Source organism: Hahella sp. NS-SX17 (assembly GCF_057367735.1).
Window position 1 is genome coordinate 5,503,726 of record NZ_CM170632.1, and the last position, 18,828, is coordinate 5,522,553.

Annotated in this window: 16 protein-coding genes; 7 read left to right on the plus strand and 9 right to left on the minus strand. The window is 54.8% G+C overall.

What is annotated here, in order from left to right:
* Nucleotides 1-115 precede the first annotated feature (115 nt).
* Nucleotides 116-553 carry a DoxX family protein gene (locus tag AC2IBB_RS24445; protein ID WP_486329325.1) on the plus strand — a complete coding sequence of 146 codons (438 nt, stop codon included), beginning with the start codon at nucleotides 116-118 and terminating at the stop codon, nucleotides 551-553.
* A gap of 52 nt (nucleotides 554-605) precedes the next feature.
* Nucleotides 606-1,373 (plus strand): DODA-type extradiol aromatic ring-opening family dioxygenase, encoded by a 768-nt coding sequence (locus AC2IBB_RS24450; protein WP_486329326.1) that lies wholly within the window; start codon nucleotides 606-608, stop codon nucleotides 1,371-1,373.
* A 55-nt stretch (nucleotides 1,374-1,428) separates the two neighbouring features.
* On the opposite strand, the gene trhA is transcribed toward AC2IBB_RS24450, so the two are convergent.
* The 3 genes from trhA to AC2IBB_RS24465 form a co-directional block, all read right to left on the minus strand.
* Nucleotides 1,429-2,073, minus strand: coding sequence for a PAQR family membrane homeostasis protein TrhA (trhA, locus tag AC2IBB_RS24455; RefSeq protein ID WP_486329327.1), 645 nt, complete (start codon nucleotides 2,071-2,073; stop codon nucleotides 1,429-1,431).
* A gap of 195 nt (nucleotides 2,074-2,268) precedes the next feature.
* Nucleotides 2,269-3,891 (minus strand): methyl-accepting chemotaxis protein, encoded by a 1,623-nt coding sequence (locus AC2IBB_RS24460; protein ID WP_486329328.1) that lies wholly within the window; start codon nucleotides 3,889-3,891, stop codon nucleotides 2,269-2,271.
* 108 nt (nucleotides 3,892-3,999) lie between these two features.
* Nucleotides 4,000-4,332 (minus strand): hypothetical protein, encoded by a 333-nt coding sequence (locus AC2IBB_RS24465; RefSeq protein ID WP_486329329.1) that lies wholly within the window; start codon nucleotides 4,330-4,332, stop codon nucleotides 4,000-4,002.
* A 91-nt stretch (nucleotides 4,333-4,423) separates the two neighbouring features.
* Between AC2IBB_RS24465 and AC2IBB_RS24470 the strand changes: the two genes are divergently transcribed.
* A complete protein-coding gene (locus tag AC2IBB_RS24470) occupies nucleotides 4,424-5,218 on the plus strand; it encodes a substrate-binding periplasmic protein (protein WP_486329330.1) in 795 nt (264 codons plus the stop codon).
* Nucleotides 5,219-5,271: 53 nt separating this feature from the next.
* Nucleotides 5,272-6,036: a substrate-binding periplasmic protein gene (locus tag AC2IBB_RS24475; protein WP_486329331.1), complete on the plus strand. Its 765-nt coding sequence runs from the start codon at nucleotides 5,272-5,274 to the stop codon at nucleotides 6,034-6,036.
* Between the two features lie 24 nt (nucleotides 6,037-6,060).
* Here the strand turns inward: AC2IBB_RS24475 and AC2IBB_RS24480 are convergent, their stop codons facing one another.
* Nucleotides 6,061-6,432 carry an MmcQ/YjbR family DNA-binding protein gene (locus AC2IBB_RS24480; RefSeq protein ID WP_486329332.1) on the minus strand — a complete coding sequence of 124 codons (372 nt, stop codon included), beginning with the start codon at nucleotides 6,430-6,432 and terminating at the stop codon, nucleotides 6,061-6,063.
* Nucleotides 6,433-6,816: 384 nt separating this feature from the next.
* Between AC2IBB_RS24480 and AC2IBB_RS24485 the strand changes: the two genes are divergently transcribed.
* Both AC2IBB_RS24485 and AC2IBB_RS24490 read left to right on the plus strand, forming a co-directional pair.
* Nucleotides 6,817-8,394: a carboxylesterase/lipase family protein gene (locus AC2IBB_RS24485; protein WP_486329333.1), complete on the plus strand. Its 1,578-nt coding sequence runs from the start codon at nucleotides 6,817-6,819 to the stop codon at nucleotides 8,392-8,394.
* Nucleotides 8,395-8,537: 143 nt separating this feature from the next.
* Nucleotides 8,538-9,461, plus strand: a complete 924-nt coding sequence (locus AC2IBB_RS24490; protein WP_486329334.1) for a recombination-associated protein RdgC — start codon at nucleotides 8,538-8,540, stop codon at nucleotides 9,459-9,461.
* Nucleotides 9,462-9,515: 54 nt separating this feature from the next.
* Here the strand turns inward: AC2IBB_RS24490 and AC2IBB_RS24495 are convergent, their stop codons facing one another.
* Nucleotides 9,516-12,248 (minus strand): bifunctional acetate--CoA ligase family protein/GNAT family N-acetyltransferase, encoded by a 2,733-nt coding sequence (locus tag AC2IBB_RS24495; protein ID WP_486329335.1) that lies wholly within the window; start codon nucleotides 12,246-12,248, stop codon nucleotides 9,516-9,518.
* Nucleotides 12,249-12,494: 246 nt separating this feature from the next.
* On the opposite strand from AC2IBB_RS24495, the gene AC2IBB_RS24500 reads away from it, so the two are divergent.
* Entirely contained in the window at nucleotides 12,495-13,418 is a 924-nt protein-coding gene (locus tag AC2IBB_RS24500; RefSeq protein WP_486329336.1) for a histone deacetylase family protein, read from the plus strand.
* Between the two features lie 127 nt (nucleotides 13,419-13,545).
* Here AC2IBB_RS24500 and fliS read toward each other — a convergent pair whose 3' ends face one another.
* From fliS to AC2IBB_RS24520, 4 genes are all read right to left on the minus strand, one after another.
* Nucleotides 13,546-13,941 carry a flagellar export chaperone FliS gene (gene fliS, locus AC2IBB_RS24505; protein ID WP_486329337.1) on the minus strand — a complete coding sequence of 132 codons (396 nt, stop codon included), beginning with the start codon at nucleotides 13,939-13,941 and terminating at the stop codon, nucleotides 13,546-13,548.
* A gap of 61 nt (nucleotides 13,942-14,002) precedes the next feature.
* A complete protein-coding gene (gene fliD / locus AC2IBB_RS24510) occupies nucleotides 14,003-15,973 on the minus strand; it encodes a flagellar filament capping protein FliD (RefSeq protein WP_486329338.1) in 1,971 nt (656 codons plus the stop codon).
* Nucleotides 15,974-16,102: 129 nt separating this feature from the next.
* Entirely contained in the window at nucleotides 16,103-16,549 is a 447-nt protein-coding gene (locus tag AC2IBB_RS24515) for a flagellar protein FlaG (protein ID WP_486329339.1), read from the minus strand.
* 80 nt (nucleotides 16,550-16,629) lie between these two features.
* A complete protein-coding gene (locus AC2IBB_RS24520) occupies nucleotides 16,630-18,690 on the minus strand; it encodes a flagellin N-terminal helical domain-containing protein (protein WP_486329340.1) in 2,061 nt (686 codons plus the stop codon).
* Between the last annotated feature and the right edge of the window lie 138 nt (nucleotides 18,691-18,828).

The following is an 18,828-nucleotide window of genomic DNA, read 5'->3' on the forward strand; positions in this document are numbered from 1 at the left end:
ACTATTGTTAATGTATCGTTAACAGTTTTACCACAATACGATCAATTGTTAACCATAAAAAGAAAAATCATACTGTTCACAACCTAACCCAATAAACACTTTCGGAGTCACAGTCATGATTAATACCTCTACCGCCCCCTACGCCGCTTTGTTGCTACGCCTGTCCCTGGGCGTCATGTTCCTCGCCCACGGTCTCCTGAAACTGTTGGTGTTTACCCCAGCCGGCACCGCCGGATTTTTCGGCTCACTGGGCCTTCCCGGCTGGTTCGCTTACCTCGCCATCATGGCTGAGCTGGGCGGCGGCGCATTATTGATAGCAGGCTACCGCACGCAATGGGTGGCGCTGGCGTTGACGCCGATTCTGCTGGGGTCCATCGTTCTCGTGCACGGAGCCAATGGCTGGGCCTTCAGCGCCGAGGGCGGCGGTTGGGAGTATCCTGCGTTCCTGCTGGCCGCCTCCCTGGTGCAAGCCTTACTGGGCGACGGCGCGTTCGCCATCCGTGATCTGGTTAAGGGCAAATCCGGGCCTCGCGCCGCGTTGAGCCAGTCTTGATCGCAAACAGGTCCATTCATAGGGTTTAATACAATTCACTCAGGAGATCACGATGCAAGCGCCATCCTGGTTTATTTCTCACGGTTCGCCGGACCTGGTCACTCACGCCGAAGCGCCCGCCCATCAGTTTCTGCGCGGGCTGAGTTCAAGCATGGCGGGACTGCGCGGCGTCGTGGCGATCTCGCCCCACTGGCGCACGGAAGCGCTGACGGTGAACGTCACTGCGCCGGCGCACATTCAATATGATTTTTATGGTTTTCCCGAGGCGCTTTACGCCTATCAGTGGACGCCTGCCAGCAGCGATAAACTGAACGATCAGGTTTTAGCGACATTGGCGCCGCTGTCGCCCAAGGTCACAGCAACACTACCGTTGGATCATGGCGTTTGGGCGCCACTGAGCCTGATGGACCCACAAGGGAACATTCCCGTCGTCGCCGTCAGCCTGCCGCGACGCTTCTCGCCGCGACAGCTGTTCGAACTCGGCGCCGCGCTGGCGCCCTTAAGGGAAAACGGAATCGCCGTAATGGGGTCCGGTTCCGTCACTCATAATCTGCGTGAAATCGGGCCCAACGAAGCGGAGGAACCCAGATGGGCGCGTGAATTTGTCGCTTGGATGGAGGAAAGGCTGGTGCAGAACGACTGGGAGGCATTATTCGAATACCGACGCTCTGCGCCACATGCGCTGCAAGCGCACCCCACCGATGAACACCTGGCGCCTTTGTTTATCGCGGCGGGGGCTGGTCAGGGCCGTTACTCACAAAGGCTGCATGCATCCTACACGTATCGGTCTCTGTATATGGGAAGCTATGAGTTCGATTAGGGTAATGAGACGTATCAGAAGCAAAAGAACGGCGCAGTGCGAACTGCGCCTTTCTTTACAGGACGCCGTTATAGACGGCAATGTAATGACAGGTGCTGCCGCCCAGAACAAATAAATGCCAGATGGAGTGAGCATAGGGAAAGCGGTCCCACACATAAAAGAAGACGCCAATGGTGTACGCCAATCCCCCAGCGATAATCATGGCGAATGCGTTACTGGACAGTTTGTCCATCAGCTCCGGCGTCGCCACAATGCCTACCCACCCCATGATCAAATAATTGAACAGGTGAATGGTTTTATAACGTCCGTGAAAGCAGAGCTTGCAGACAATGCCCACCAACGCCAGCCCCCATACCACGCCAAACATGCTCCACCCCAGCACGCCGCGCAGGTTCACCAGCAAAAACGGCGTATAGGTGCCGGCGATAAGCAAGTAAATAGCGCAATGATCGAACAGATTTAAAAAGAATTTGGCCCGTGGATGCTGGACTCCGTGGTACAGCGTGGACGCCAGCAACAGCAAAAACAGCGCGCCGCCGTATATGGACACGCCCACAATCTTCCAGGGATCTTCCTGCAGACTGGCGAAGACGATCAACAGCGTCACTGCTGACACGCTCACCACAGCGCCAATGCCATGGGTCAACGCATTCACGATCTCTTCGCCCAGGGTTTGCTGCCGCCTAATTTTCGTTGACATCTTTGTCTCCCCTAGTTGACGTCACATATTGGCATGGACCGGCGGGGAATAAAACTTAACTTTCGGATGACCGGCCTCGTGCGCGCTTACCTGCTCGTCTCGTAACTTCGTATCGCAGCGACAGCCTGCCATATTCATATGAATGGCGTTTGATGTTTTTATGACCGTTTATAGACGTTCCTCTTTTACAGCGTATCAGGCGACATTCTTATAAAACTCACAGCAATCTTTCACGTAGCGCGCGGAGGTCTGACTCAGGTCCACAAAGTGAACGCCGTAACGATAGCGCCCCTGACTTTCCGTTTTCCTCCATACGACTTTGGCGTTGACCGCCACTGGTTGCTGCTGGTCGTAGCGATTCTGATCCCGACTCGGCAGGCGAATCGACAACACTAATCTTTCACCCACATCATAGTACTCCTTCACCATCAGATTCATGCCGGTCTCGCTCACGTCCTGGCTCAGCCCTTCACTGCCGCCGCCATCTGACTCTATACGCACCAACAAAGTCCCTTCCACGCGCGGAGCCGCTCTTCTTTCCGCATCTTTGGATTGCGCCTCGGCCGCTTTGTGCCGCCGGAAATCCAGCCCGGACAGCTCATGATCCAGCCGTTGAGTCAAGCCGAACAACGAGTCGCTGATATTGGCGGTATTGCCGATCTTGGCGCTATTTTCCCGCAGGGTTTCAAACAGACAGGCCAATGTGGTCTCCAGCGCGGAAAACTGATTCAACTGGGTCTCCACATTGGTGAATATCTCTTCCGAGCTGCCGACAAACCCTTTCACATGGGACTCCAGATCGCTGATGATACCCCGGGTTCGCTCCGCCTTACCGCGGTTGGATTGCACCTCTTCCACCAGTCGCGACATGGTCTTGCAACTGGTCGTCACATTCTGATCCAGGTCATTAATAATACGTGAGACCTCCTCCGCTGACTCCGCCGTTCTGTGCGACAACGCCCGCACCTCATCCGCCACCACCGCAAAACCACGTCCCTGCTCTCCCGCCCGCGCCGCCTCAATCGCGGCATTGAGCGCCAGCAGGTTGGTCTGATCGGCGATTTCAAGAATATCTTTCAATGCAGTCACAATTGTGCCCACAGAAGACTGCAGGCTGGACACCTGACTGGCGGCGCTTCGAATTTCGCCCGCCAGCCGCACCAGCAGATCCAATACCTCCTGCACCAGGGCGATGCCTTCCGTGCTGCTTTGCTCGGATTTAATCGCCTCATCCCGATTGGTCTGGGCGATTTCCATCACCTTTTCGGATATCCGGTGCAGACTTTCCGTGGCGTCATTGACTTCTTCCGAGCGCGTCGCTTCGGCATGGCTGATGCGCTCGATCTCACGCGCGACGGCGGCAATCTGATAGGCGGATTGTCCCATATGGACAGAGCAGTCGTTCACGCTGGCGATGACCCGATTCAATGTCGCCAGCATCTGGTTGCATTGACGGCCTAACTGCCCGATTTCGTCTTCACTGGTAATTTCCACTTCGATAGTGAAGTCGCCTTTTTCCACGGACTGCAGCGACTTTGTCAGCGACAGGATCGGACGTACGAAATAATTACCCAGAACAAAAATGACGGCGAACTGAACCAAAAACTGCAGGCCGGACTCCCAGATCGCATTGACCATGAACGAGCGATACTCTTCCTGCATGGCGGCGATGGTTTCCGCCGCTACCTGGCGACTTTCCGCCAAATCTATCAACGCCTGCAACTCCACGGCGGCGAGAGTGCGGTTGTAGATAATGGTCACCACCGCCACCGCAAAAAAAGCAATTTGAATCTTCCAGCGAATACTCAGGTTTGACACCTTAGTCACCCTTTTCCCGTCTTCAATGAAGCAATAGTTCTATACAAGTGAAGACGAAAAACGCCCAACGGGCAAAAAAACACGCAGGTTAACTATCGTCTCGTCCGCTTATTCTCGGGCTTGTTCAATGGGAGCAATGATGGAAAAACCAGAGCGTTCAGGGCCTTCCTTCTGCGTCCGCGTGAGCCTCACCGAATTTTCGATGGCGAAATTCCACTCAAACCGTTGCATGTATACGCAGCGGCGCAACGGCACGATTGTTCCTTTAGGAAATATGATTCCTTCAGCACTGACAAAATTCGTCTCCAACAGATAGGGAACCGCCTCCATCGGGCACAGAATGTCGGTCAAATTGTAGCGGGAGCCAACCACCGCTCCCCCCAGAAACAGCCCCGCCATCCCGACAAGTATTGCCAGTCGTCGCATGAACGTCTTAACCATTACCTTCTATCCATCTTTACTATGCCTTGTTTGAAAAACACTCAACGCTGATCTATATCTTCTAATAAACCGCCTCCAGCATATGGGCAATATGAAAGCACTCAGCGTTATCGCCTTCCTTCTCCTGCTGGCCGGGTATACAAGGGCTGACGCGCAGAGCATAGTCCTGCTTATGGATGAGTCGTATCCGCCATACAGCTATGTCGAACGCAACGAAGCCAAAGGCATCTATGTCGACTTCATCAAAGAGGCGATGCAGACAATTCCTGACTACAAGGTCAAATTTAAGCCGCTTCCCTGGAAAAGGGCGCTTAACCTGGTTGAAACCGGGCGCGCGTTCGCCGTGTTCCCGCCCTATTACCGCCCGGTCACTCGCAGTTGGATGGATTACTCCGTTCCACTTTATAAGGAAACGGTCGTGCTTTTTACGCCCCCTGAGGTGCTGGAACGCCTCAAGCCCACTCGCTGGCCGGAAGACTATAAAGGCCTGCGCATCGGCCTGCAGCTGGGGTTCGCCACATTGTCGCCACAACAAAAAGAACTGTTCGTCATTTCCGAGTCGCCCAATATATTGACCAACCTGAAACAAATCGCGTTGAGCCGTATAGACGGTCACCCCAATGATTACCTGTCGGTAGTCTGGACGCTGGAACACAATCGCCAGGACCCGTCCCTGGCCAACCTGGAAATTACCCCCGCAGCGATCATCAACGAGGAGGTTGCCTATCTCGCTTTTTCCAATATTAATCCCGAGCAATGGCCGTATCGGGAAGACTTCATCGCAAAAATGAACCGATCCCTGGCGCGCATGAAGGATAAAAACCGGCTGCAGCAAATCGTCGACAAATGGACCCGAGACGTGAACGCTCCCACCGCCGGTTATTGATGTTCCCACATGCTCGCTTTTTCACTCATGACAACCACTGAAGAGGAGTCTGTATGAAAAGAATAATTCTATTCGCCGCCCTGATCCTGGGATTCGCGGGTTTCGCCGCCGCGCAGTCCGTCACCCTGCTGATGGACGAAGCCTATCCGCCTTATAGCTATGCGGAGAACGGCAAACCTAAAGGAATATATGTAGACATCATCATGGAGGCGGCCAAGCTGACGCCGGAATATACAATCACGCTCAAACCTCTCCCCTGGAAGCGCGCGCTGGCGCAAATGGAAAGCGGCGAGGAGTTCGCCTTATTCCCCCCCTATCACCGCCCAGAAGATCGCCCCTGGATGGATTACTCCATCGCCTTGCTGACGGAAACCGTCGCTATGTTCGTCACCCAGGACATGGCCAGTAAAAAGCAATTGAATAAATGGCCGGATGACTTCAAAGGCATGCGGGTTGGACTGCAAAGCGGCTACGCCACTTTGTCCGAGGAAGAGAAAGCAATGTTCACCATGAGTCAGGCTTCCGACATTATCGCGAACCTCAAAAAAATGGCCGCAGGCCGCATAGACGGCCACCCCAACGACAAGCTCTCCGTACTATGGACGCTGGAAAATAACCGCTCCGACCCTACCCTCAAGGATCTCAAGATTGAGCCCGCTGCGGTTATCAGTGAAGAAGTCGCCTACTTAGCTTTCTCCAACACCAAAAAGCAAAATTTTCCCTATCGTGATGACTTTATCGTCAAAATGAGCGCCGCTGTGGAACAGTTGAAACAAAGCGGTAAATTGCAGGAAATCGTCGATGGTTGGACTAAGTAGCATCCGGAGCCGCCGCTTGACGCTCTAGGCTTTCGATGATAATTGCGCCAACGCCAGACGGCGCTTTTTCGGCAGACTGGAGGCCGCTTTGTCATAGGACCAGTCGATCAGCTCACGCAGATAGTCCTCATTAAAAGCGGCGGCGTCAACGATGGACACCCAGTGAAACCGGTGCATATAGCGCGCCGGTTTCACGCCATCCTGGTCCGTCAATTCCAAAAACCGCTCAGGCGTGGTTCTCACACTGAAGCGCCAGCGTTCCGGCTCGCTGGTTTTGAAATAGGCGAACTTTCGTCCCAGCACGTAAAACACCAGCACATTGGAAGGCGCTCCATATTCGGTCCGCTCCACGCCGGGCAGTGCAAGGCAATAGTGTTGGATTTGTTCAATATTCATTGCAGTAAAACTCTGTGGCTGAAAGCATTGGCTGGCCAACCCTTATAACGGACAGCAGGCTGGATTTCTATTGAAAACTGTCTTCGCGACATCGGATACAAATACAAGCCTCAGAAAGACTCTACGCCATACTCCGCAACGGGATTTCTAACGCTCTGACTATAAAAGACTTTTAAATCTCACTCCCAAAATATAACTAATGGACTATAGCAAGCACGGCGCAAACCGCCCATAAATCAACGCCATGTTAATACGCAGGCGCATGGACGCGCCTGCGCGGCGTCCAGCCGCGGGAGACATGGCCTGCACAGGTCAGGCCCTGTCGTTGCAGACAATTAGAAGGACGCTATTTGTCTGCCTGGTCAATAGCTCAAGGGTTTTAGAATGCACTCAGGAAACACCGGATACAAAGTCTTAACAACATTGGCCAAAGCGATGCTGCTTTCCGGGTTATTACTGTCCGGCGCTCAAGCGGAAGACCTCAACGGCCCGCTGGTCCAGGTCAAATCGGGACTGATCAGAGGCGTCAGCGAGCTTGGGGTGCGCGCTTTCAAGGGCATTCCCTACGCCGCGCCGCCAATCAAGGAAAATCGCTGGCGCAGACCACAACCGGCGCAACCCTGGAGCGGCGTGCGCGTCACGTCCCAGTTCGGTCCGGCTTGCGCGCAGTCCGCCCAGGAGGACCCCAACACCAAGCTGCCCGCCCCGTCGATCAGTGAGGACTGCTTAACCCTTAATGTCTGGGCGCCGTCCTCTCCCGTGGGCGCTCCTGATGCGCCCAAGCCGGTCATGGTCTGGCTGCATGGCGGCGACTTCCGTAGCGGCGTGGTCAGTTACCCGTTGAGCAACGGCGCGCAACTGGCGAATCGGGGCGTCGTGGTGGTCACGATCAATTATCGCCTGGGGTATTTCGGTTTCTTTGACCATCCCGCCCTGGTCCGCGAAGACGTCACCACCCCCGCCAACTTCGGATTGCTGGACCAGATTGAAGCCCTGAAATGGGTGCAGGAAAACATCAGCGCCTTTGGCGGCGATCCCGGCAACGTCACCCTGGCGGGAGACAGAGCAGGCGCAGTCAGCGCTTACTATCTGATGGCTTCGCCCAAAGCGTTGGGGCTGTTTCATAAAGTCATCGCTCAAAGCGCATCCCCCTGGCTCAGACTGGAAGATCGCAATCAGGCTAAAAAGGCAGGGATAAAAGTCGCCACCCAGGCAGGCGTTGCAGCCGACGCGGACGCAGCGCAGCTGCGCGCCATTCCCGCAGGAACCTTGATAAAGCTGAATAGCGAGATGCCTGCGGAAGCAACGTTCGGCCCGATTATCGGCGATGAAGCGGCGCCTTACACTTTATTGGACGCCGTGGATCGCAAACTAATCGCTCCGGTTCCCTTACTTACCGGCGTCAACAGCTATGAAGTCAGCATTGCGCCGCAGCTAGGCATGACTCAGGAAACCATTCTGGCGCCGCTGGGCGAACAAAAGGACGCCGCCCGCGCCCTCTATCCCAAAGACTGGAGCGACACGCAGTTTGCGGAAAAGGTGTTTTCCGACATGCGTTACAACGCCCCCAACCGCTGGCTGGCGCTGGAGCAATCCAAACGCGCCAGCGCCTGGTTCTACTATTTCAACTACGCGCCGCAGTATCTGCGCGAGCAATTCGCTGGAACGCCCCACGGCTGGCACCTGCCATTCACTTTCGGAACCTACAGCCTGATCCCAGAGATGTACGCCAACTTCATGCCCCAGGACATTACGATGGCGAACCGCTTGCAACGTTATCTGGTCAACTTCATGCATAGCGGCGCTCCCAATGATCCCATGCTGCCTTCCTGGCCGTCCTACAACGATCAGAATCAGGTCATGATGGTGCTGGGCGACGCCGCCGAACCCATGGCCGGGCTGTTCCGCCAGCGCATTGAGTTCTTTACGACGTTTTATCGCAACAACAACAGGAAATACTGATGCAGGATCAAGGCGGTGGCGCGCGCCACCGCCCTTCCGCTTTCAACACCGGCTGGAATTACGAAACCTCAACTAGCCAAATTTCTCCTGGTCCACCATAATTCCCGACCCGATTTCCTTCTTCACTAAGATAATAGAGACCTATGCTTTTCAAAAACGCACTGATTTACCGTTTCACCAAACCCGTGCCCTGGCCTTTGGAAGACCTGGAAACCGGTTTGAGCGAACACGCTTTTACGCCTTGCCAGGCTAATGACACCTATCGCCTGGGCTGGGTTTCCGCCGCGCCCCTGGTCAGCGACGCGTTGGTCTATCAACAAGGCCGCTACCTGTTGCTGACCCTGAAACGGGAAGAAAAAATTCTGCCCGCCAGCGTCATTAAGGAAGAAGTAGAAGAGCGCGCTCAGGAAATCGAAGAGCGCGAGCAGCGCAAGCTGCGCAAGAAGGAAAAGAACGAACTAAAGGAACAGGTCATTACAGTGCTGCTGCCTCAGGCGTTCAAGCGTTCACGTCTGATGTCCGCCTACATTGACCTGGATAAAGGACTGCTGGTGGTGGATACGTCCTCTGGAACTCGTGCGGACGAGTTCACCTCCTTCCTGCGCCAGTCCATGGGCACGCTGCCGATTCGCTTTGTCGCGCTGAACGAAGCCCCTGCGGTGCATTTCTCCGACTGGGTGCAGAAAGACAACACGCCGACGCCTTTCGTTTCCGGCGACAATTGTGAACTGCGCTCCGGCGATGGCTCCGACACTGTTATTCGCTGCAAAGGCACTGAATCTTTGACGGACGCCATCTCCACGCATATTGAAAATGGCATGCAGGTGACGCAGCTTTCCCTTGAGTGGGACGAAAAGCTGAGCTTCGCAGTAGGCGATGATCTGAAGATCAAGCGCATCAAGTTTATGGACACACTGCAGGAACAGTTGAAGGACGGCGACACTGGCGAAGCCGCCGAGCGTTTCGCCGCCGACTTCAGTCTGATGACGCTGGAATTTTCTCGCATGACGGACGACCTTATCAAAGTCCTGGGCGGGGAAGACCTGTCTGCGGTGATTCAGGAGTAGACCAAGCTCCCAGCGCGGGCCGACTCCGAACAATGGAATAACGGCCCGCCCCGTTTACTTTGACTTCAACCGCTCCGCCTGCCACTCATCCGGAGCGTTTAGCGGCAACCGCAGCGCCATCACCCCTTCCTCATCGTCGTAGCGAATACTGAACCCCAGCTTCTCCGCCAGACGCAACATCGGCTTATTATCCGGCAGCACTGAACCCACCATTTCCACCGCGCCCTTTTCCCTGCAATACTCAATAATTTTACGCATCAGCACCCAGCCCAGGTTTTCCCCCCTCAGGTCATCGCGCACGATAATGGCGAACTCACACTGCAGGTTATCCGCATCCGTCCAGGCCCGCACCGTTCCCAGGGTGTCTTCGCCATACCCGTTTTCCTTTGGGGACATGGCGATAAAGGCCATTTCACGGTCATAGTCGATTTGCAGCATCTGCACCATTTCGTCGTGAGTGAAAGACTTTCGGTAGTGAAAAAAGCGATAGCGAATCGATTCCGGAGACAGGCCGGAATAAAACTCGATGTGACTGGGCTCATCCTCTCCACGCACTGGGCGAATTTCCGCCTTGCGCTTCGATTTGGGCAGCATGATCCACTCACGCAACTCCTGCGGATAAGGCTGGATCGCCAGCTTCGCCGGCTTGTCGAGATCAATCATGGCGTTGACCGCCACCGCCCCATGCTTGTCGAAGTACAGCGGCATGACCTCAAGGCCCTTGATCTCGGGGATATCAATGATGATCTGCGACAGAATCACCAGGGTTTCGCAGATTTTGGCGATATCCTGCTCCGTGTTGTAACTGTAGTCTTTCAACAGGCGAAACATATGGGTTTGTTGCAGCAGATCCCGGGCCAGCACCATATTCAGGGGCGGCAGCGCCAGTTTGCGATCCGCTGAGACATTCACCGCCGCGCCGCTGGCGCCGCATACCATTAAAGGTCCAAACACCGGATCACGGGTTACCCCCAGGCTGAACCCCACCCCACCGACGGTCTGAAAACTGGGTTGCACCGCAAACCCGAGAAAACCGCTGTCGGGATAATGTTCTCTGTAATGCGTCAACAGATAGCGGCAGGAATCGCGAATGGAAGCCTCCTCCACCAGCCCCTTCACCCTGCCCTTATAACGGCCGCGACCGGTTTTCTCGTCCTTGAAAGGAATGCAGCTGTGCTCGTGCAAAATGCGAATATCCACCGGCGAACCAAACTCCTGCGCGACTTCAACCGCCTGCTCTTCCGTTTCGCAATAGCGCGTATCCAGCATATTGATGCCGTAGTCGGTAAGAATCTGCCGCGACTCCGCGTTGGTCAGCACCCGTCGGCCGGAAGCGTAGATTTTCTGAATCGTTTTACGCGCCCGGGAGCGGTCCACCACCGGATCGGTGTAGGATTCCGGCGTTTCCCGCAACACCCGCTGGCTGCGCTGGTGATTGACCATGTGCATGAGGGCCTTCACCGCCTTGTCCGGCGTAGAGAACGTGGGGACGCCGCTATGGAAAAAAGCTTCTCTTGCGTCATATACCGTGCTGTGGCCCAGCCAGCAGGTGAAGATATTCAGATGAGAGCGTTTGCCGGCCTCGATCACTGCGTCTGCGACCTGCAGGCTGTCCTCCGTCAGGGATGGGGCGTACAGCACCAGTACATTGGACACATGCGGATCGCGTCCAAGAATTTCCAGCGTGCGTCGATACAGCTCCGGGTTGGCGTCGTAGTTGAGGTCAATGGGGTTACGCCGCGTCCAATACGGAGGCAGAAGCTTGCCCAGCTCACTCACCGTTTCCGGCGACAACGACCCCAGCTCGCCATTCAACGAGGCCAGACGATCCACCGCCAACACCCCTGGACCCAGACCGTTGCTGATAATGTGCAAAGGTTCCCCGCGCACGGGTTTCATCCGGGTCAAAGTCTCCAGCGCATCGAACATCTCATCGGCGCCGTTAACCCTCAGCACCCCGGCGCGCCGAAACACTGCATCGAAAATCTTGTCGCCATCCACCACGCCTAAAGGCAGTTCCGCAGGGCGCCACTGCGACGCCGGAGTGCGGCCGCTTTTTACGGCGATCACCAGCTTGCCTCGTGACACCGCACGCACGGCGGAGATAAAACGCCGTGGCGAATGAATGTTCTCCATATGCAGCAAAATAGCCTTGGTGCTGCGATCCTGGGCCAGGTAATCGATCAGATCATCGAGCCCGACGTCGATGCCGTCTCCCAATGTGGTGAGATGAGAAAAGCCGATTCCCCGAGTAAACGCCCAGTCAATGACCGCACTGGCCAGAGAGCCGGACTGACCGATGTAAGCGATCTTTCCCGGCAGTACGCCCATGTGCATATAGGTTGCGTTCAGATTACTGGCTGGCGACAACATGCCAATAGTTTCAGGCCCTAAAATACGGATGCCAAATTTAGACGCCACTTCCTGTACCGAATACATCAGCGGCCGACCGCTGCGACTATGAGTGCGCGACAGGCCGCCAGTGAGAATCATCGCAGTTTTTACTTTGACGGAACCCAATACCCGGACAATGCGCGGCACGCTCTCCGGTGGCGTACAGATAATGGCCAGATCTGGTCGAAACGGCATTTGCTGAGGCCGTTTCACACAGGGAACGCCATGTACGTCGTGGTAGCCCTTATCGTTGACCACCACCAAACGACCGGAATAGTCCGTGGACATCAGATTACGCAACACCATACCGCCCAGATTATTGGAGCGTTCTGAAGCGCCGATGACAGCGATGGATTTGGGGTTGAACAACGCTTCTAAATGTCGGGTTCCCAATCTGTTTTCTCCATTTGCGTTGACAGGCTCCGGACCCGGCGACTGCGGAAACGCCGCCGACATCTAAGATACATAGACCAATACCGGCCACTTTGACAGATATCAAGATCCCCCGCTTTGATAGATTTGGCGTTAATCAATAGCCCCAATCAAATTGCGGGCGCGGACTATAACATTCGCCCCATCTCCGGTTTCAAGCGGTTATGGCTTTGCAGTAGACTAAAAGCCTCTAAAAGGAAAACAAAGATGACAACCGCCCTTTTCTATCATAAAGACTGCACATTGCACGACATGGGCGAGGGGCATCCCGAAAGCCCCATGCGATTGCAGGCGATTATGGACCGGCTTGAGCACGCCGGCATATTGCAGGAAGTGGACTTGGTCGAACCGCAGGAAACCGACCGCGACAAGATTATACGGGTGCACCCCTCCCGCTACGTTGAGCAACTGGAAAATCTGAATCCGGACAAAGGCCGCATCATGGTCGACCCGGACACCGCTCTGATGCGTCACAGCATGCGCGCCGCCTATCTGGCGGCGGGCTCTGCAGTAGAGGCGGCGGATATGGTGCTCAGCGGTCAGGCGAACACCGCGTTTTGCGCCGTGCGACCGCCTGGACACCACGCGGAGCGCAGTAAGTCCATGGGCTTCTGCTTCTTCAACAATGTTGCTATCGCCGCCCGTCACGCCATGGACTTTCATGGCCTGGAGCGCATCGCCATCGTGGACTTCGACGTACATCAGGGCAACGGCACCGTCGACATCTTTCAGGACGACCCCCGGGTCCTGTTCTGCTCCAGCTTTGAATATCCCCTGTACCCCTTCAGTCACCATGCCGTGGACCGTCCCAATATCATCAACACGCCGCTGGACGCCCATACCCGTGGGTTACAGTTCCGCCGTAGCGTTGAAAGAGACTGGCTCGCCCGCCTGCAGGATCACCGTCCACAGTTGATACTGATCTCAGCGGGCTTCGACGCCCACAAACACGACCCTCTGGCGCATCTGGAACTTGAGGAAAGAGACTATCGCTGGATCACGCGTTTGCTGATGGATGTGGCTCGGGTTTACAGCAGCGGGCGCATCATATCCATTCTGGAAGGGGGGTATAACCTGAACGCCTTGTCCGCCAGCGTGGAGGCGCACATGGAAGGTTTGATGGGGAATTGAGCTCAATACGAGGGTCGATTCGGCGTTTGCCTGGATGCTCCGCCCGCGCTGAACGGACGGAGCATCTATTCGTATAACGCGTCCAGACGTTTATAAGGTTGCGAGAAAACGGCCTGTTCAGGCCAGATTAGACAAGACCTTTTTCCAGGGCTTCCTGACGAATACCGTCCCAGCCGTTTTTCACTTGCTTCAACAAGCCCGCCACTTCATCCAGAATGGTCGCGTCATTTTGCAAGTTGGCTTCGAACAGGCGACGCTCCATATATTCGTACAACGCGTCCAGACGTTCTGCGATGTCGCCGCCTTTTTCTTTATCCAAAAACTCGCGCAGTCCGCCGACAATTTCGACCGCTTTACCGATAAGCCGGTTTTTGCCTTCGAAGTTTTTGGCCAGGATCTGCCCTTTCGCCATGGAAATACGCTCCAGCGCACCATCGAACAGCAACTGGATCAACTTATGCCCATCCGCATCGACGATGCTGGTCTGACGATTCACGCTCTGATACTGATGTAACGCGTTCATTGTAATAGCAACCTCATAATTACTCGTCTGTGATCTTAAGCGCCTGGATCAGGCCCGCCGCTTAACCTTTGCTTCCAGTAGTGCTGGCCACCAGCGCTTCCAATTGCGTGGACAAAAAGTTTTCTGTGTTCTTGAGCTGGGAAATAATCAAATCCGCTGCGGTGAACTGGCGCGCCAGCCTGTCAGTCAACGCAGTGATTCTGTTATCCAGGTCCGTACGGTCCTCGGAAATTTTTTCCAGCTGTGAATTGAAACCATTGATAGCAACCGTAATCAAACCTTCGGCGGACAGATAACTGTTCACCAGGTCGACCATCTGGTCTCCCACCCCTTCTATATAAGTCGCTGTACCGCGCGCGCCAGTAGCGCCACCGGTAATTTGCAGCTTAAGCCCTTTGGAGTCTCCTTCTGAGGAGGTCAGATACTGGCCATTGCCGGTAGCGGCTTTGCCATTGATCGTGCCGGCGACGTCCAGACCATCAACGCCTGTGGCGACAGTCAAGCCCAGCTGAGCCGCGGTATTGGTGTCGATGGCGGTGATCTCAACCTTGGATAAACTGCCATATTTTCCAGAGGTAAACACCAGCTGGTTACTGCCGTCCAAGGACACTGTCACTCCAGAGCCGGCGATATTCGTATCCGCATCAAGTTGCGTCTGAATCTCCGCCAGTAGCTCACTGTCAGTATAAGTCCCTGCCGTCAGCGTAAGGGTATTGGACTCCACCCCGTTGACTTTGATCTTGAAAGTGTCGTTGTCCGCATCAATAACCGTGGAGCCGCCCAACGCCACATTGCCGGTAAAGGCGCCCTGAGTCGCCACCTGCGTGATATCTACAGCGTATGAGCCGATCTTTGTGTTTATCCCCGCGCTGACGTACTTAACTTGCGCGTCTGTCGTACGCCCCTGATCAGCGAATAAGGCCGCCACATCGTTAGGATAACTTTGCAGCTTGGTTTGGAATGTGGCGCTGTTGAACTCAAGCTGGCCTGACTCTGAGTTGGTCGTAATTCCCAGCTCAGATAAGCTACGGACGTTCGCGCTTTCCAGCCCTGGAACAATTGAACTCAGCGTCGAACGTAGCTGTGTGGAGATCGTGCGTACAGTGGAGCTGCCCAACAACGTGCCCTTTTCTCCAGTATCGCTGTCAAAGGCTGTGACCTCACTTATGATTTCCTGTAATGCATTATATTTATCCACCAAATCCTGGACCCTTTCGGTCACAGCATTCAGGTCTTTGCTTACGGTAACATTGACTGCGCTTGCGGTTTCTGCGTTTAAAGTCAGGGTCAGGCCGTCCACCACGTCATCAACGGTGTTTAATGACCGCGTGATTGAGACGCCATTCAAAGTAAAGGCGGCGTCTTCCGCAGCGACGTCCTGAGTTAAATTCTGGTTGGTGGCGTTATATATGAACTGGGAAATTCCAGAGGCATCCGTGCTATTGCCGTCGTTATCCGTCGCGGAAATGGAAATGGCGTTCGCCAGACCCGTTTTCGAAGCGGATAACACAAGCTGATAAGAGGAGCCGTTATAAATAACGGAGGAGTTAAGCTCCAACCCCATATCGTTAATGGCGTCGGACAGCCCCTGCAAGGTGTTGTTGCTGCTGTTTACAGTCAGGTTTTTAGTGACGCCGCCAACGGTGAACGCCAACGTGCCTGTCCCGACAGTCGTAGTATCCTTATCGGCGAAAGTACCGGAGCTCAGTGACTGCGCAACCGCCAGATTACTGACAGTAAGCGCATATGAACCCGTTTTCGCGGAGGTGTTGGCGGAAACGCCAATAGCGGAACCACTGGAGGTCGCTGAATTACTGGACATCGCCTCCGGCGTGCTCAAGGTGCGAGCGGATAAACGCAAGTCAGTGATTGCGCTTTTCAGACGGCTTAAGTCACTGAGTTTGGCCGTCACCTCATCTTCTTTGAGATCCAGCCTTTTTTCCGTCGGCTCACGCTCAGCACTGGCCAGCTGCTCGATCAGTTCGCTGGTCAATACTCCTGAGCCGATGCCTATTGAAGAAACGCTTGCCATGTGACGCCAACCTCGCGGCTTATGTGTACGATCATATCTCTATTTATCGGCAAAAAGGGGCAAAACTTTGCCCCTTTTTTTGTTACGGATCGTAAATCCCTGCCGAGCCCTATCTGTTTCCGCCAAGCCTCACGCCTTGGCGGAAAACAGATTTACTGGTTCATCCTGCTGCAAGTTGCGCGCCAGCTTAAGGGCCAAGTCATCGGGAATCTGTCTCACCACTTCTTTTGTGGTTCTGTCCAAAACAGTAATGACCGTTTTTCCCGAATCCTCATCCAGCTCGAACTGTAAGTCGCGCTGCACAGATTGAACATATTCATTCAACTTGGTCACCGCTTCCCTCAGCTCCTGGCTCTGCTCCCTTTCCGACTGCTGCTTTTGTTTGTCGGCAATGTCGTTAGTGGGCTGGGCTGCAGCGTTCCGCTTCGCAGCCTGCGTATCAGGCGTAGACGTGGCTACCCCGGACTTAACCTTAGGTTCAATCGGAGGTGACGACGTCGCAGACTGAGCAGACGGCAGGTTCACGGGTTTAGTGACTGCCGCCATACTCAGTTCAGTAGTCTTAACGTCATTCATATCTCACCTCTTAGCATGTCTTAACGCTTAAACCGGCCGGAAGAGATCATCCGGCCGGTAGGTCACGTTAGTTCACTCCGTTACTGCAGGAGCGACAAGACTTGCTGGGGTCTTGCATTAGCCTGCGCCAATATTGAGATACCGGCCTGTTGCAGTACCTGCGCCCTTGACAACGCTGCAGTCTCGGAGGCGAAGTCTGCGTCCCTGATCCGGCTGTTAGCGGAGTTCAGGTTCTCGTTATTCACTTCCAAGTTTGCAATCGTGTTCTGGAAGCGGTTCTGGATGGCGCCCAGTTCCGCCTGTTTGGACGTTACGGTCTGCAATGCGTTATCCACCGCTTTCAGGGCCGACTCAGCGCCAGATACCGTTGAGATATCCACATTCTGCAGCAGAGAGCCGCTCTCGGCGCCGCCGAATGTGCCGATCCTCAAACCAGTTTTCGCCAGGCCAGCAGAGTTGGTGTTAGATTCCACATCAATCTGACCGCCAGACAACAATGTTACAGAGCTGACAAAGGTCGTAGTGGTGATGCTCGCCATCGCCGTGGCGCCGCTGATGTCGATGTTACGACCATCCGCAGCCACCAGAGTGAAGGAGTCAGAGTCCAGTACTTCCGCAGTCACGCCTGTCTGACCGGACTTCTGGTTGATCGCGTCGATAATCGAAGCCTGTTTCACAGCAATGTCGTCAGTGGTGCTGAAACTCGCAGTGATGGAGACGCCGTTGACGGTAATCGTCGCAGAGGCTGTCGTGGTAGTCAGGTTGCCTGAGTTAACGCGGTTTTCATTGGCCAGTGCGGTGACGCCTGTCTGGTCAGAAGCGCGGTTGATCGCAGCCGCTTTCGCGATGGCGCTGCCATCCGCATTCGCCGTAGAGGCTGTATCGTCAGTGGTCAAGCTGGGGCCAATAGCCACGTTGTTGACGACGATATCACCAGTCACCAAAGCCGCAGTAGTACCGTTATCGCTCACAATCCCTGCGTTGTTTCCACTGAATGAGCCCACTTCAAAGCCGGCGTTATCGATATTTCCAGTTGTGGTGGTCAGTGCGATATCGCTGCCATCGTCGCTTGAAAGCGAGTAGGTGCCGACATAAGCGTTACCCAGTGATTGAGCGGCGGCCAGACCAAAGGTCGCCAAGTTGTTACTGGTGGTCTCAGTCAAAACGATGTTACGGCCATCGTCAGCCACCAGAGAAATCCCTTTCGCGGTATCGCCGTCAAAGACTGCGCGCACGCCAGTAGCGCCGGATTTTTCATTAATGGCGTCTGCTGTCGCTTGCAGGTTCTGCTCGACCGTCAGGGTGGTGCCTTTACTCAGGTTGATGTTGACCCCGTTCAGATTCAAGGTCACGTTCGCCGCTGTGGCGTCGGCGGTAGTGGTGCCTGCGACATAGTTCGCATCAACCGTTGCGGTGACGCCAGTCTGATCGGCTACTTTATTGATGGCCGCCGCCTTGGCGATCGCGCTTGAAGCCGCATGGCTGGTGGAAGCCGTGTCGTCGGTGCCAACGGATGCGCCGATGGAGACGCCGTTGACAACGATGTCGCCAGCAACCATTTCATTGCCGGTGCTGCCAACAACCAGCGCAGTCGTAGTCGTTCTGCTGGAAATACCGCTGGTGTCCGCCGTTCCCAATGTACTGGTGTCCAGCTTGGAGATGGACACATTAATGGTGTTCCCCAGGTTAGCGCCGGTTTGGAAAACAGAGTTCTGGAAAGAACCGTCCAGCAGCTTTTTGCCGTTGAAGTTAGTGGTGTCAGCGATGTTTTCGATCTCGCTGATCAGCTGGTCAACCTCTTCCTGCAATGCTTCACGGTCGATAGTTGAGTTAGTGTCGTTCGCAGATTGCAGCGCCAGCTCACGAATACGCTGTAAGCTGTCTTTCATTGAACTCAGAGCGCCCTCAGCAGTCTGCGCCAATGAGATCGCGTCTCCCGCGTTACGAACCGCAACGTTGGTGCCGCGAATCTGAGCGTCGAAACGTGTTGAAATAGCCAGACCTGCCGCGTCATCTTTTGCGCTGTTGATGCGGAGACCCGAGGAAAGCCGCTGCAGCGCCGTATCCCCTGACCGCTGTGAAGCGTTCAGGTTACGCTGCGCATTCAACGACGCAATGTTGGTATTAATTATTTGAGGCATATTTGCTTCTCCTGTAACCCTTCTCACTCGGTTAAGAGGTTCTCGCTTCTACACAGCTGGGCCGGTCGAACTGCGCTAACCCGTTGTCCTTAGTAACGGCTTCAGGAGAAGATTCTTTAGTTAATTTTTGCCTGCTCT